Origin of the sequence: Paenarthrobacter sp. NPDC057355 (assembly GCF_042667405.1) — a bacterium.
Taxonomy (GTDB): Bacteria; Actinomycetota; Actinomycetes; order Actinomycetales; family Micrococcaceae; genus Arthrobacter.
The window spans coordinates 1-13,145 of record NZ_JBHVAL010000023.1; the positions used below are offsets into that span (position 1 = coordinate 1).

Here is a 13,145-nt window from a genome sequence, read left to right on the forward strand (position 1 = left end):
CGCCCCCATCTACCTGTTCCCGTGCTTTTGCCCCGTTTGCTCGCTCGCGTCGGGGGGCCCTAAACGCCCGCGGTCGCCACCCCGCGGGGGTCCCCACGTCGGGCTTTTCCTTTGGTCGACTGAGGGCTGGGTTGAAGGGCGGGGGATGTGAGGGAGGGCTGGGTTGAAGGGCGGGGGATGTGAGGGAGGGTTGGTCTGAGTGTGACAATCAATGCAACCGGGGATCGTTCACTGCAACAATAGGCAACTTCGCGCTACTTGGCCTGCTTAGCCAACTCTTACCAAAAACAATGGATCATTCATTTGCTGTCAAACCTTGACCGTGATCCACTACACACATACTCTGGTGCAACAGCGTTGCGTTGAATGCAACCCCAATGATTTTGGTGGACACATGAGCAATGAATTCTCTGTGGCAGCCGAGCAAGGCATCTCACCCGCCTCCGGCCACGATCACACCCACAGCCCTAAGAACACGGTCAGCAAGGACACTCGAAGGCGAGTCGTCACTGCCAGCTTTATCGGCAATTTCGTCGAATGGTTCGACTACGCCGTTTACGGTTACTTGGCCGGCATCATCTCCACGGTCTTCTTCCCGGAGTCGGACCGCCAGACCGCACTCCTCGCAACATTCGGCGTCTTCGCCATCAGCTTCTTCGTGAGGCCCCTCGGTGGTTTCATCTGGGGCCACATCGGCGACAGGATCGGACGCAAGCAAGCATTGTCCCTGTCCATCCTGCTGATGTCAGTTGCTACGTTCTGCATAGCCCTGATCCCGGGATACGCCACCATCGGCGTTATGGCGCCCGTCCTTCTCCTCCTGGTCCGTGTGGTCCAAGGCTTCTCGGCGGCAGGCGAATATGCAGGTGCCTCCGCGTTCCTGGTGGAGTACGCACCCGCGCACAGGCGCGGACTCTATGCCGCCGTCGTTCCTGCCAGTACCGCGGCGGGACTGTTGCTGGGTTCGCTCCTGGCCGCCCTGCTGAGTTCAGTCCTCACTGCGGAGCAGTTGAACGAATGGGGCTGGCGCCTGCCCTTCCTGCTCGCGGCACCCATGGGCCTGATCGGGCGGTACATAAGGACCAAGCTGGAGGACACGCCAGCTTTTCGCGAACTGGCGGAGAAGGACACCGCAGTCAAAGCGCCTGCCTTCGCCATGTTCAGGACTTATCGAAAGCAGCTCATCATCGCCACGGGCGCCGTGCTGCTCAACGCCGTCGGGTTCTACGTCATCCTGAGCTACATGCCGACGTACCTGTCGGAGGAGCTGGGCTTCGGAGCCGCGGAGTCATTCCTGGCCACCACCATTGCACTGGCCAGCTATATCGGGTTCATCTTCCTGACGGGTATCGCATCGGACAAATTCGGCCGCAAGCGCATGCTCCTGACCGCATCCGTCCTGTTCATCCTCTTGACGGTGCCAGCCTTCATGCTCCTGGACACCCGCAACTTCCTGGTGATCGTGCTGGTGCAAATCCTTCTTGGCGGGATGCTCACGCTCAATGACGGCACCCTGCCAAGCTTCCTCGCGGAACTCTTCCCCACCAAGGTCCGCTACACCGGCTTTGCCGTGAGCTTCAACCTCTCCAACGCCCTGTTCGGTGGCACTGCACCATTCATGGCAACACTCCTCATTGGCATGACCCACAACCAGCTGGCTCCCGGCTGGTACCTCGTGGTCGCCTCCTTGGTTTCCCTCATCGCAGTCCTTTTCGCAGCAGAAACGTCAAAGAAGCCGCTGCAGCGGGACTAAATCAACCACCCATTGAAAGGAATCACCATGACCATTACCCAGAACGAGTCCGTCAACGACGTCGCGAAACTCGAGCGCACCAAGGTCCTCAACAACGGCGAAAAAGTCTCACTGACTTTCTCCGACGCCGAATTCCAGCGCCGCCTCAGCGGCCTTCGCGCCATCATGGCCGAAAAGGACCTCGACGCCGTCGTCCTCACCAGCTACCACTCCATCAAGTACTACTCCGACTTCCTCTTCACCTACTTCGGCCGGTCCTACGGGATGGTGGTCACCAAGGATGACACGGTCACCATTACGGCAAATATCGACGCCGGTATGCCTTGGCGCCGCAGCTACGGTGAGAACCTCGTGTACACGGACTGGCGTCGTGACAACTACATCCACGCCATCCAGGAAGTCCTCCGCACCCGCGGCATCAACCCGCGCCGCATCGGCGTCGAAGATGACTCCCTGCCGTTGGATAACCGCAACAAGATCCAGGCCGCTTTCTCCGGAGCAACGCTGGTGGACGTCGCCCAGGCAGCAATGCGCCAGCGCATGATCAAGTCGGATGAAGAGATCGCGGTCATCAAGCACGGCGCCCGTATCGGCGATCTTGGTGGCGAAGCCATCCGTAACGCCATCACCGCCGGCATCACCGAATACGAGGTTGCCCTGATCGGCACCGAGGCCATGGTTCACGAGATTGCCCGGACGTTCCCGGACTCGGAGATCCGCGACACTTGGGTGTGGTTCCAATCGGGCATCAACACCGATGGCGCCCACAACTGGGCCACCACCCGCAAGATCCAGGAACACGACATCCTGTCCTTGAACTGCTTCCCCATGACCAGCGGATACTACACGGCATTGGAGCGGACCCTGTTCTATGGCGAACCGGATGCCCGCTCTCTTGAGCTCTGGAACATCAACGTGGAGGTGCACAAGCGCGGACTGGAACTCATCAAGCCCGGCGCCGTCTGCAAGGACATCGCGGCCGAGCTCAATGAGATCTACATCAGCCATGGACTGCTGGCCAACCGGACCTTCGGCTACGGCCACTCGTTCGGAGTGCTCAGCCACTACTACGGCCGCGAAGCCGGCCTGGAACTGCGCGAAGACATCGATACCGTCCTTGAGCCGGGCATGGTGGTGTCCATGGAACCGATGATCACTGTTCTGGACGGCCAGCCGGGTGCTGGCGGCTACCGCGAGCACGACATCCTGGTGGTGGGCGAAGACGGCGCGGAGAACATCACCAAGTTCCCGTTCGGCCCTGAGTACAACATCATCGGAGCGTAAGTGATGCGGCCGGTGGGCGCAGTGCACGGCGTCCACCGGTTCCAGCGCCGCAACGCGAGCAGCCCGCAGCGAAATATAGTGAACCCATGACTCCCTCCGAAACCAGCGACGCTCCAAATAACGGCGACAGCAAGAGCACCTCGGTCATCGTCAACGCCATCGCAGTGCTGCGAAGCTTCTCTGCCGACGAACCCCTCCTTGGAGTCACTGAAATCGCAAGCCGTATTGGCCTGCACAAGAGCACCATTTCGCGGATTCTGGCCACTTTGGAGCAAGAGGGTTTGGTGGAGCGCGACGTCGATTCGCGCAGGTTCCGCTTGGGGCTGGGCATGATCGCAATGTCGGGCCCCCTCCTGGCGGAACTCGAAGAGCGGCGGGTCGCCTATCCCGTACTTCGGGAGTTGACCGAGCGCACGGGCGAGACCAGCGCGCTCATGGTGTGGAACGGCGTCGAATCCATGTGCGTCGAGCAGATCCCCAGCCGACACCAGGTCAAGCATCTTGCTCCGCTCGGGGCCCGATACAACGAAGCCTTGAGTTCCTCGGTGCAGGTGTTTCTTGCCGCCGAAGACCCTGACCGGGTCCGTAACCTGCTCCGTGGCGGATCCATCGCGTTGCCTGGGCTCGATGATGCTTCCGTGGAGTCGTACCTTGCCCGGCTGAAGGAAAGCGCGGCCCGTGGGTGGGCAGTCAATTTCGGTGAAACGTCCATCGAGGAGGTCGGTGTTGCCTCGCCGGTCTATGACCACAGGGGCGATGTCGTGGCGTCGGTCCTGATCCCTGCCCCCAAGTTCCGGGTTTCGCAGGAAGTCCTGGCCGGCCTGGGTGAGGCCTGCGCTGAAGCAGCGGCCAAGGTCACCACGCGCCTGGGTGGCCGCAGCCCGAAGTAGGCGGGGCGAGTCGACGCCGAGGTGGCAGTTAACGACAATCGCAGGCGCCAACATTGTCGTTAATTGCCAAGTCGGCGGGTGCGGTTCTTGACCCCGCAGCCGATCCTTCCTAGGGTGTCTTCAGAAAACGTTTTCTTAGCCGTCTCAAGCACCCACCGGAGAGCTTCGCGCCTCCGAGAACTGGGGTACACCGTTGTGCCCCGGGAAGGATTTTTCATGAGATCGACCCGAAGAAAACACCAATTCCGGCATGGTCTGCCAGGCGCAGTGCTGGCGGCCGTGATGGGGGTGACGTCCCTAGCCGCCGTGGCATCGCCGGCAACCGCGGCGCCTGCAGGCAAGGGCGACAGCTCTGCGTGCTCCCAAACCAGCGTTCTCCTGACCAGCGGAAGCAGCACTGCGCCGCAAAACCTGTGCGTTCCAGCGCAGGCGACGGACAGTACCAAGACGCTGCTGGTGTGGAACAAGCCGGACATTTACGACGACGTCGTGGACTACCGCGTCTACCTGAACGGACGCGCTGTGGGAACCGCCGAGGAAAACGCGCGGACCTTCTCGCCTGCCCAGGAATATGTAGAGGCATTCCGCGCCGCCGACAAGGACGGATTCCATGTTCGGACCGTTGCCCACAATTACACTGTGACGGGCTTGTCTCCCCGCACCAGCTACCAGTTCACTGTCACCGCCATCAGGGCCGACGGCAGCGAGTCCGCGGCGAGCGGGCCGGTCACCGTCACCACCACGCCGGTACGTCATGAAGTCAGCATCACCGATCCCGCCTACAAGGCCGTTGGGGATGGAAAGACCCTGAACACCAGGGCAATCCAGAAGGCCATTGACACCTGCCGGACGCCGGGCTGCACCGTTGTTGTCCCTTCCGGAACCTTCAAAACCGGCGCGCTCTTCCTGCACTCGGACATGACGCTCGAGCTCCAGGAGGGAGCACGTTTGCTCGGTTCGGACCAGGCGGAGGACTATCCCCTGGACAAGGGCTACTACCTCTATCCGGTACCCGATCCCCTCCCGACCGAGGCTGAATACCGAAACTACCGGAGGCCGCCGTCGCTCATTAACGTACTTCCGGACGACAACGGCAGGTCCGCCGGAAACCGCGAGCCAGGCGCGGTTGCAAGCAACGTGCGCATTGTCGGCAAGGGCGTGGTGGATGGAAACGGCTGGAAGCGGACTGCCGAAGGTTCGATAGTGGATGAGGCCGGGAACGAAATACCCCAATACGTGGCCAGTTCCGCAAGCAAAGTCCTGGACGATGGCGTGCTTGCCGCCGATCAGTTCCGCAAGGCCAGGGAAAATCCGGATGCCCTCACCGGCGTCATCAACAAGCCTGAAACACTGGATGACTCCGTACTCTATGGGCAGTACCGCTCCAGCCTGATGACCTTCATGGGAGTGAAGAACCTCTACATCGAGGGAGTTACGGCAGACAATCCTGCGTTCCACGGCGTGATGATCCTGGACACCGAAAACAGCACTGTCAACGCTATGCGGCACACCACTTACAACGCCAACAACGGTGACGGTCTGGAGTTCGGCGGAGCGAGCAACGGCGTCGTGCTGAACAACTTCTTCGACACCGGGGACGACCAGGTCAACTTCGCGGCAGGCCAGGGCAAATATGGAGCTTCGGGCAGGCCGAGTGAGGACGTGTGGATCTTCAACAACTACATGCGAATGGGCCACGGGGGAGTGGCTGTCGGTTCGAACACTGCAGCTTGGGTGCAGCGCGTCCTCGCTGAAGACAACGTCATGTACAAGGTTGAAACCGGGGGCCTCCGCATGAAGAGTACCTCGGACATGGCCGGGGGTGGCCGCGACTTCCTCTTCCGGGATACTGCCATGGCCTGCATGGGAAGCAGCGCGTTCATCATGACGCTGAGCTACAACCAGTCGCCGTCGGGGTACATAGCTGCGGATTCGGCGACGTTCAAGGACGTGGTGGTTCGCAACGTCTCGGTTGATGGCAACAATTCGCCGACATGTGGCATGGCCGTGTCCGACAGCAAGCCGGTCATCGACATGCAGGCCGGTCCCGCGCTCGGCGAAGGAACGGCGACCCTGAGTGCCTTCACATTCGAGGATGTGGTGTTCCGTAACGTCAACCCGGCCAACATCAAGGGCCTGACGGGTTCCTCCTTTAACAACGTGACCTTCCAGAGCGTGCGGAACAACGCCAACCCCTGGCGTCTGGACCAGTACTCCACGGGCAACATGTTCACCAATGTGAGCCCTGCGCCAGTCGGGAAGTAGGCCGCAGCGAGGCCGAGATGGCAGTTAATGACAATCGCAGGCGCAAACATTGTCATCTAATGCCAACTCGCGGCAGGAAAACGGCGGCCGTCCCCTCACAGGGGCGGTCGCCGTCGTTGTTCCCGCAGATACCGAGGGTTTACATCTTCCTCCGGGTCGCGGCTGTTTCGTCCATGACATCCCTGCCGAGCCAGGCGCCGAGGCCGATCATGGCTACGCCAAGGATCAGGTGGAGCCAGTTATCGGCCGTGTTGAACGGGACGAAGTTGGCGCCCGTTTCCTGGTTGATGACCAGGCCGTAGATCCAAAGGACGATGTACACGGCGCCGCCGCCCAGCAGGAACAGGCGGGCCATGCGGTCGTTCCTTGCCATGGCCAAGCCGGCCGCGCCGAACAGCAGGTGAACGATGTTGTGGAGTATGGACACTTGGAAGACTCCAAGCAGCATGGCGCCGGATTCATGTCCCGCGAAGGTCATGGCGCCGTAATTGGTGGTGATTCCCGGGATGAAGCCCAGGACGCCTACCAGCAGAAATACAATGCCAACGCCCATGGCGGTGTTGCGAAGTGTCAACCCCATCATGTGGTGGTGTTCGGCAGGGTGCGAAGCGGTGGTCATCAGTCCTCCCTTTCACGCGGTTATGCGGCTCTTCTCCTGGAGAGCCGACCTGCGGCAAGGGGTGTGGCAAAACCTTGCCGACGCCGCCATAATACTCCTGAAATGCTCCGGATAGCAGGGGATTGGCCCGGTTCAGGAGCCGGTTAGCATGGATTCATGAGCCAAGTGCCGAACGGTCGCGTGCACACCATTTTTCATGATGTCCGGGATTTGACGCCCTTCCGTGAGGGCTACGTCCGGACGCCTGTGCGTGGACTGGCTGATGGCGTGAGTGATGTCTTTTCGGGAGTCCTCGCCGGTCGCGACCATGCGCGTTTGTCCGTTGTGGGCAGCGTCCCGAGGCTGAAGATGCTGTCCTCGAAACCGGCGAAGGCCATGCATGAGGCCGTTTTCTCCTCAACGGAACCAGAGCGCCTCCTCGCGTTTGCGCGGATGAACCCCGGCTGGGCGGGGTTGTGCCACATCATGGCAGGGCTGCTTGTCTACAAGCACGGCGGGTACTTGCGCGCATCCGAACTCCTGCAGCGCGGGTTGACTACCAGGATCGACGACGACGCCACCCAGTTCTCGGCCATGTACCTTGGGCAGGTGGTCACCCGGGTTGAGGTCGCCGAACGCATCGAGGTTCCCGTGCTGTTCAGCGAGGAATCCGTCTTCCTGGCACTTGCCCACTGTCTCCGGGAAATGGGGATGACCGAAGCCGCCCTTGAAGCTGTGGTGGGTTTGCCGCCGTCGTTGCCTTCCGCGTTGGCCCGCTGCACAGCGGCGTTCTCGCTGGAGCGCCACCGGGATGTGGTGGTCTGGACCGAGGGCCTGCTGAATACCGATGACCTCTCGGCCGCTCTGTTGTTGATCAGGGCGCGATCGCTGCGAGCCAGGGGTGACTTTGAATCAGCCCAATCCGCCTTGAAGGAGGTCCTTCGCCGCAGGAAGACCAACCTGGCCTTGAAGAATGATGCCCTGACGGACCGGGCCCTTCTGGCGCTGGACCAGGGGCGCAGGACGTTGACGCCACGATCGATGCGGCAGGCTCCGCCGGCCGAGCTGGAATCCATGGATGTCATCCGCAAAGACGCAGAAATGCGGCGTCTTTGGGAGAACGACTTCCGGCAACTGGGCGGCGAATAAAAGACCATTGTGCTTGCTGCAGCAGGGGCGTATTCTCTTAATCAACCAACTCATTGATAAATGATTTGGTTGATTAAGAAGGGTTTGCGGGTAGATGATGCACGATGCACCAGGTCACGACACCTTGGACAGGGCCTTCATGGCACTGGCGGATCCGGTCCGGCGCGCGATCGTTGCCCGGCTCTCCAGGGGAGACGCGACCGTCAACGAACTCGCAGAACCTTTCGCCATTACCAAGCAGGCAGTGTCCAAACACATACAGGTCCTCGAACATGCAGGGCTGGTGACCCGTTCCCGCGACGCCCAGCGCAGGCCCGTCCATCTGGACGCCGCCGCCCTTGAACGCCTGACGGCGTGGATTGACCAGTACCGCCTGATCGCCGAGTCCAGCTACAGGAGGCTGGACCAACTGCTCGCCACCTCCCAACAGGAACAAGAAACAAAGGAAGAACCGAAATGAGCAATCCAACCACCATCACCGCAGACGACGGCGTCCCCTTCGTCGACACCGTCCGGGAATTCGATGCGCCCGTCAGCGCGGTCTTCAAAGCCCACGTTGACCCCGACCTCCTGGCCAAATGGCTGGGGCCGCGCAACGCCACGCTGAACGTCACCCAGTACGACGCAACCACGGGCGGCAGCTGGCACTACGAGAGCGGGCACGAAGACGCCATGTTCGGCTTCCGCGGCATCTTCCACACGGTCGAAACAGACGCGCTGATCATCATGACGTTCGAATTCGACGGCGCCCCCAACCAAGTGGGCATCAGCACCACCACTTTCGAGGAAGTCGACGGCCGCACCCGGATTGTCGCCCACGAGGTTTATCCGACCGTGGAAGCACGCGACATGGCGCTGGCTACAGGCATGAACTATGGCGTAGTTGAAGGGTATGAGCGCCTGGACGAGCTCCTTGCCGGCTAGACGTGCAGCAGCAGCGGCAGGATCTGCTCCGACAACAGCACAGTTCCCAACCCGATCATGATGATCCCGCTGGTCAGCGTCACAGCCCGCGCGGCACCCGGCCGGGACGCAAGCAGCTTCCTCGATGTCAGGGCAACAGCGGTGTAGACCAAACCGGCAAGGATCACGAAGGTCAGTCCCAACAGGCCGGACTGGACCGGGACAGGCAGTGCGGCCTCGGGGCTGACGAATTGGGGCACCAGGGCGACGAAGAACAGAAGCCCTTTGGGGTTGATGCCGCTGGTGCCCATGCCCTGGAAGAACGTGCGGAGCTGGTTTCCGGAATGCACGACGCCGTCTTCCGCACTGAAGCTTGCGCCCCGCCACGAGCGGATGGTGCCGATGCCGAGCCACAGCAGGTAGGCCGCGCCGGCGATTGTCAGCCATCCCAGAAGCCCGGGGACTCCGGCGAGGAGTGCGGCCAGTCCAGCCGCCATCAGGAGGGTGTGGATGACGTAACCGCTGCAGAGGCCGGCAACTGCGGGCACGAAACTGCGTTGGCGCAGCCCCGCCGAAATCGAATACGCCCAGTCGACGCCGGGCGTGCAGGCCAGGGTGACTGCCACGATGATGAAGGCGAAGAACAGTTGCGGATTCACGATCTCTCCAGAGCTTGTTGGTAGGAAAACTCTAGGGAAATTCAGCCCATAAGTGTTCCCTTTTTTAGCTCTCAGGAGCGCTCATCGCGTAAGATTATTGCGTGATTGACGGTATTGACAGAAGTATTTTGCGCCACCTCAAAGAGGATGGTCGAATGACTGCCACGGCCTTGGCATCCAAGGTCGGATTGACGGTGGCCCCCTGCCATCGACGGCTCCGCGATTTGGAGTCGACAGGGGTGATTCGCGGATACCGTGCGGACATCGACCCCGCGGCTGTCGGGCTTGGGTTCGAAGCGATCGTGTTTGTCACTCTGCGGCAGGTTGATAGGGGAACCATGGCCGCTTTCGAAGCCAGGGTTACTGCCAACCCCAACATCGTGGAAGCCCAGCGACTTTTTGGTTCTCCTGATTATCTGTTGAAAGTCATAGCCGCAGACCTGCCCGCGTATCAGCGCTTCTACGACGACGAGCTTGCTGCGCTGCCCGCGGTGGAGCGACTCACCTCGACGTTGGTCATGAAGAACCTGAAGACCAACATCGGGCCACCGGTTTAGCCGGGTCAGCGACCCGGCGGGGCACTCAGCTGGCTGGGGTTACGTGGACGATGATGACCTGGGTTTCCTTGGAGCCATCGAAACGGAGGTCGTAGTTGACCTCCAGCCCGGTGCTCTTACCCGAGGTCAAGGAGTATTCGCTTTTTGCCGATGAGTCCTTGCCGTTGGCCGAGATCCATCGCTCGGCGTCGTCGGCGTCGATACCGTACTTCTCCACTCCGTCGCGGATCAAAGCAGCAAAACCCTCTGCGGAATCCGCGGTGAGGAAGTAGGTTACTTCGGTGAAATCAGGACGGGCATCGGTGGTCTTGAACCTGATGCGGTCTGTCTGGGCACGGATTTCTCCGCTGGGTCCCACAATGGTCAGGTCGATCTTTCCGGAGTTCTGGGTATTGATCTCCGGGCCGTAGCTGTCCTCGGATACCCGCACCGCCGATTTCTGCAGGGTGCCGCTGCTCATGTCCAGCTTGGCCCGTTTGTCGGTCCTGATCCGGTCAACACCTGCAGCATCAAGAGTGGAATATTCCGAGGTAATCACTGTGCTCCCTTGGGACGTTGTTGGTGAAGCGGGGACGGGGATCTGGCAGGCTGTGGTGGTGAGGAGTCCCACGCACACGGCGGCCAGTCCCAGGACTCTCATGGTGCGGGTCATTGGTGGACCTCTGCGTCAAAGCCATCCAGGAACCGGTCCATGATGCCCGGAATGTTGTTGGTGGGCCTGTACTGCTCAACTCGGTCATTGAAATCTGAACCGACGATGTCCCGCGCTTGTTGGGGATTGTTTGCCAGCAGGTCCTGGTACGCCGGGAGGGTGTCCTGCTTGATCAGGGCCCAGCGTTGATCGGCGTCGGCAATGTTGCCGTCCGGGAATCCTGTGGTGAAGTCCGTACGGAACTGCGTTGGGTTGTCCCAGTTGGTGAACGGGAGGTTTTGTGGCCCCGGGCTTTCCACACTGAACTCGTACGGGAACACTTCGGGGTAGCTCTTTGCTCCGGGAATGGAGGGTTCACCTGCCAGGGTCACCATGTAGGTCACGGCTTCCCCTCCTGGATGGTTGCGCATGTTGTCGTAATCGTCGGCGATGATCTCGTTCTGCTCCCGGTACAGCAGCGCCGTGTTGCCCTCCTTGACCTGTGCAGGATCGCCCGAATCAATCTGCGCCCATGCCTTTGCGGTAGCTGGGTCGATGGCGCCGGAGTCACGGAGGCGGTTGATCTCGTCAATGCCGCCATTCATGTAGGCCTGGTGCTGCCGGGCCTGGTCCAGGAAGATCTCTTTGTTCATGTCCAGCATGGAGGTCTCGTAGAACTTGATCTCGGCATCCGTCATGCCGGCGAGCTGCTCGATTTGGTCGAGTACCGGGATGGGGATATCCGATGCGGGATTGTCTGCGATCTGCCGTGCCAGATCGCGCAGCATGGCCATGTCCTTGAAGCCGCCAGCGAAGGATGGGCCGATCATGTTGGCCATGCCGGCCCACTGGAGGTCCGGATTGGCCAGAAACGCCTGACCGTAGAAGTCGTAGACCTTCTTGATGGTCTCCCAGTTGTACTCAGTGCCCTTGCTGGTGTCCCAGGTGGAGGGGTCTATACCCATCTCCCGCATGGCCTGCTGGTTCCAATAGTCGCTGAGGAATTGGGAGTACTCGGGAGACTTTTTCTCTATGAGTCCCGAGTCGGCCGCCGCGTCCATGGCCGCTTTGGCTTCCTGGGGGTGCTCGAGCGCCCACTTCTTGAACTCTTCGCTGCGCAGGTAATCCGCGCGTTCTTCGGGAGTCATCCCGTTCAACAGATCCGTGAGCTCCTGGTCGTTTCCGCCGGAACCGTTTCCACCGGAACCAGGGCCTCCGGAGCCGGCACCGCCCGCCCCGCCCTGGGTACTCGCGGTTTCCTGTTCCCCGGCGTTCTGCAACAGATTCCGGGAGGCTGCCTTAATGCCGGAAGCCGCGCTTTGGAGGGCGCGCAGGTGCGAGCTGTTCCATTCGTGACGGAAGCGGTCGCCGTCGTTCCCCCGCCACTGACTGCTGGTGATGGTGCCGGACAGCTGTTGCCCCAGATTCGTGAGATTGTCCGCGTTGCGGGCAAGCTCCTTGGCCAACTGCCGCAACTGTGCGACGTCCGCGCCGTAGAAGTTACCCGCCACGTTGCCCCCAATGTAGTGTGCCGTTGCCTGACCCCATCCTAGGCTGGCGCCGCAACCGGGCACATGGGGACAACTTCCCTATGTGTATAAGTGGCTACTCGCTGAGCAGCCCGGTGGTCCTGTAGGGAATGACTTCCCGGAGGAACATGCTGGTGGACGTCCGGACAATACCCGGGCACAAGCGGATTTCCTCGGACACCCGGTAGAGATCGTCGGGGCTCTTGGCCACCACCCGGATGATGAGGTCGGTGTCGCCGGCGGGGGCGTGGCATTCGAGGACTTCCGGGATCTTGCGGAGAGCTGCGATGGCCTGGTTCAGGTGGCTCTGGTCGAGCTCCGCGCTGACGGCGGCAGCCACTCCCCGCCCGAGGGCCGATGGCAGGACCCGGCTGCTGTTGGCCCGCAACGCACCGGACGCCGTCATCCGTTCCAGTCGCGACTGCACCGTACCGCGCGCGAGATGCAACTTCTGCGCCAGGACCATGATGGGGACACGCGGATCGTCGTCGAGCGCGGCCAGGATCCGGCGGTCCGTAACGTCCAGTTCCTGCAAAATGACCACTTCCTGCCCGGTTTCTGATGGATGAATAGTCAGATCGACCAACAATCAAGACGACTGTTGCTCCTACTGTATGGCTCCTGCTGAAATTGTGACAACGAAGCAGGTCGAGGCCACCGCCGAAACCCGCCGGCACCAGGTCCCCGGAACACCACCCGGGGTTCTGCATAGGTTTCCCGCAAGGAAGCAGCCGCTGATTGACTCTTGTTCACAGCATTGTCATCCTGCACTCGCCCGCTGGACGGGCAGCACAGCAAGAGCCCCTGAGCCACCGGATCGTTGCGGTAGCTGAGGGGCTCTTGTGTTGCCCGGCGGGGCGGCCGGCCCTCCGAGCCAGCCGTGCCCCCCGATCCATCCCCGCCCGCACCCAGCGGCTTGCACGCATA

The 13,145-nt window shown here is 61.3% G+C and carries 13 protein-coding genes; 8 read left to right on the top strand and 5 right to left on the bottom strand.

The genetic code is table 11. The annotated features are described in order from the left end of the window. The first annotated feature begins 394 nt into the window (after positions 1–394). The 4 genes from ACFUOZ_RS19100 (at position 395) to ACFUOZ_RS19115 (ending at position 6,192) form a co-directional block, all read left to right on the top strand. On the top strand, positions 395–1,753 hold the full coding sequence (locus ACFUOZ_RS19100; RefSeq protein WP_377551013.1) for an MFS transporter: 1,359 nt from the start codon (positions 395–397) through the stop codon (positions 1,751–1,753). Positions 1,754–1,780: 27 nt separating this feature from the next. Continuing rightward, the gene (locus ACFUOZ_RS19105; protein WP_377551016.1) at positions 1,781–3,037 is read left to right on the top strand and encodes an aminopeptidase P family protein; all 1,257 of its coding nucleotides are present in this window, start codon (positions 1,781–1,783) and stop codon (positions 3,035–3,037) included. A gap of 86 nt (positions 3,038–3,123) precedes the next feature. Further along, a complete protein-coding gene (locus tag ACFUOZ_RS19110; protein WP_377551019.1) occupies positions 3,124–3,927 on the top strand; it encodes an IclR family transcriptional regulator in 804 nt (267 codons plus the stop codon). A gap of 216 nt (positions 3,928–4,143) precedes the next feature. Next, positions 4,144–6,192 (top strand): glycosyl hydrolase family 28 protein, encoded by a 2,049-nt coding sequence (locus ACFUOZ_RS19115; RefSeq protein ID WP_377551021.1) that lies wholly within the window; start codon positions 4,144–4,146, stop codon positions 6,190–6,192. Positions 6,193–6,331: 139 nt separating this feature from the next. Here ACFUOZ_RS19115 and ACFUOZ_RS19120 read toward each other — a convergent pair whose 3' ends face one another. Next, positions 6,332–6,811, bottom strand: a complete 480-nt coding sequence (locus ACFUOZ_RS19120) for a DUF4383 domain-containing protein (protein WP_377551024.1) — start codon at positions 6,809–6,811, stop codon at positions 6,332–6,334. Positions 6,812–6,967: 156 nt separating this feature from the next. On the opposite strand from ACFUOZ_RS19120, the gene ACFUOZ_RS19125 reads away from it, so the two are divergent. The 3 genes from ACFUOZ_RS19125 to ACFUOZ_RS19135 all read left to right on the top strand — a co-directional run bounded on the left by ACFUOZ_RS19125 (position 6,968) and on the right by ACFUOZ_RS19135 (position 8,863). Then, positions 6,968–7,939, top strand: coding sequence for a hypothetical protein (locus ACFUOZ_RS19125; protein WP_377551026.1), 972 nt, complete (start codon positions 6,968–6,970; stop codon positions 7,937–7,939). 94 nt (positions 7,940–8,033) lie between these two features. After that, on the top strand, positions 8,034–8,399 hold the full coding sequence (locus ACFUOZ_RS19130; RefSeq protein WP_377551029.1) for an ArsR/SmtB family transcription factor: 366 nt from the start codon (positions 8,034–8,036) through the stop codon (positions 8,397–8,399). Then, positions 8,396–8,863, top strand: a complete 468-nt coding sequence (locus tag ACFUOZ_RS19135; RefSeq protein ID WP_377551031.1) for an SRPBCC family protein — start codon at positions 8,396–8,398, stop codon at positions 8,861–8,863. Before ACFUOZ_RS19130 ends, ACFUOZ_RS19135 begins: the two co-directional genes overlap by 4 nt. Here ACFUOZ_RS19135 and ACFUOZ_RS19140 read toward each other — a convergent pair. Further along, positions 8,860–9,501 carry a LysE family translocator gene (locus ACFUOZ_RS19140; RefSeq protein WP_377551034.1) on the bottom strand — a complete coding sequence of 214 codons (642 nt, stop codon included), beginning with the start codon at positions 9,499–9,501 and terminating at the stop codon, positions 8,860–8,862. The two genes, ACFUOZ_RS19135 and ACFUOZ_RS19140, sit on opposite strands and share 4 nt — an antisense overlap. A 101-nt stretch (positions 9,502–9,602) precedes the next feature. Between ACFUOZ_RS19140 and ACFUOZ_RS19145 the strand changes: the two genes are divergently transcribed. After that, a complete protein-coding gene (locus ACFUOZ_RS19145) occupies positions 9,603–10,058 on the top strand; it encodes an Lrp/AsnC family transcriptional regulator (RefSeq protein WP_144662223.1) in 456 nt (151 codons plus the stop codon). A gap of 25 nt (positions 10,059–10,083) precedes the next feature. Here the strand turns inward: ACFUOZ_RS19145 and ACFUOZ_RS19150 are convergent, their stop codons facing one another. The 3 genes from ACFUOZ_RS19150 to ACFUOZ_RS19160 all read right to left on the bottom strand — a co-directional run bounded on the left by ACFUOZ_RS19150 (position 10,084) and on the right by ACFUOZ_RS19160 (position 12,753). After that, on the bottom strand, positions 10,084–10,710 hold the full coding sequence (locus tag ACFUOZ_RS19150; RefSeq protein ID WP_377551037.1) for a hypothetical protein: 627 nt from the start codon (positions 10,708–10,710) through the stop codon (positions 10,084–10,086). Further along, complete coding sequence (locus ACFUOZ_RS19155; protein WP_377551039.1) at positions 10,707–12,200, bottom strand: WXG100 family type VII secretion target; 1,494 nt, start codon at positions 12,198–12,200, stop codon at positions 10,707–10,709. Before ACFUOZ_RS19155 ends, ACFUOZ_RS19150 begins: the two co-directional genes overlap by 4 nt. A 94-nt stretch (positions 12,201–12,294) precedes the next feature. Next, positions 12,295–12,753: an Lrp/AsnC family transcriptional regulator gene (locus ACFUOZ_RS19160; RefSeq protein ID WP_377551165.1), complete on the bottom strand. Its 459-nt coding sequence runs from the start codon at positions 12,751–12,753 to the stop codon at positions 12,295–12,297. Positions 12,754–13,145: the final 392 nt, after the last annotated feature.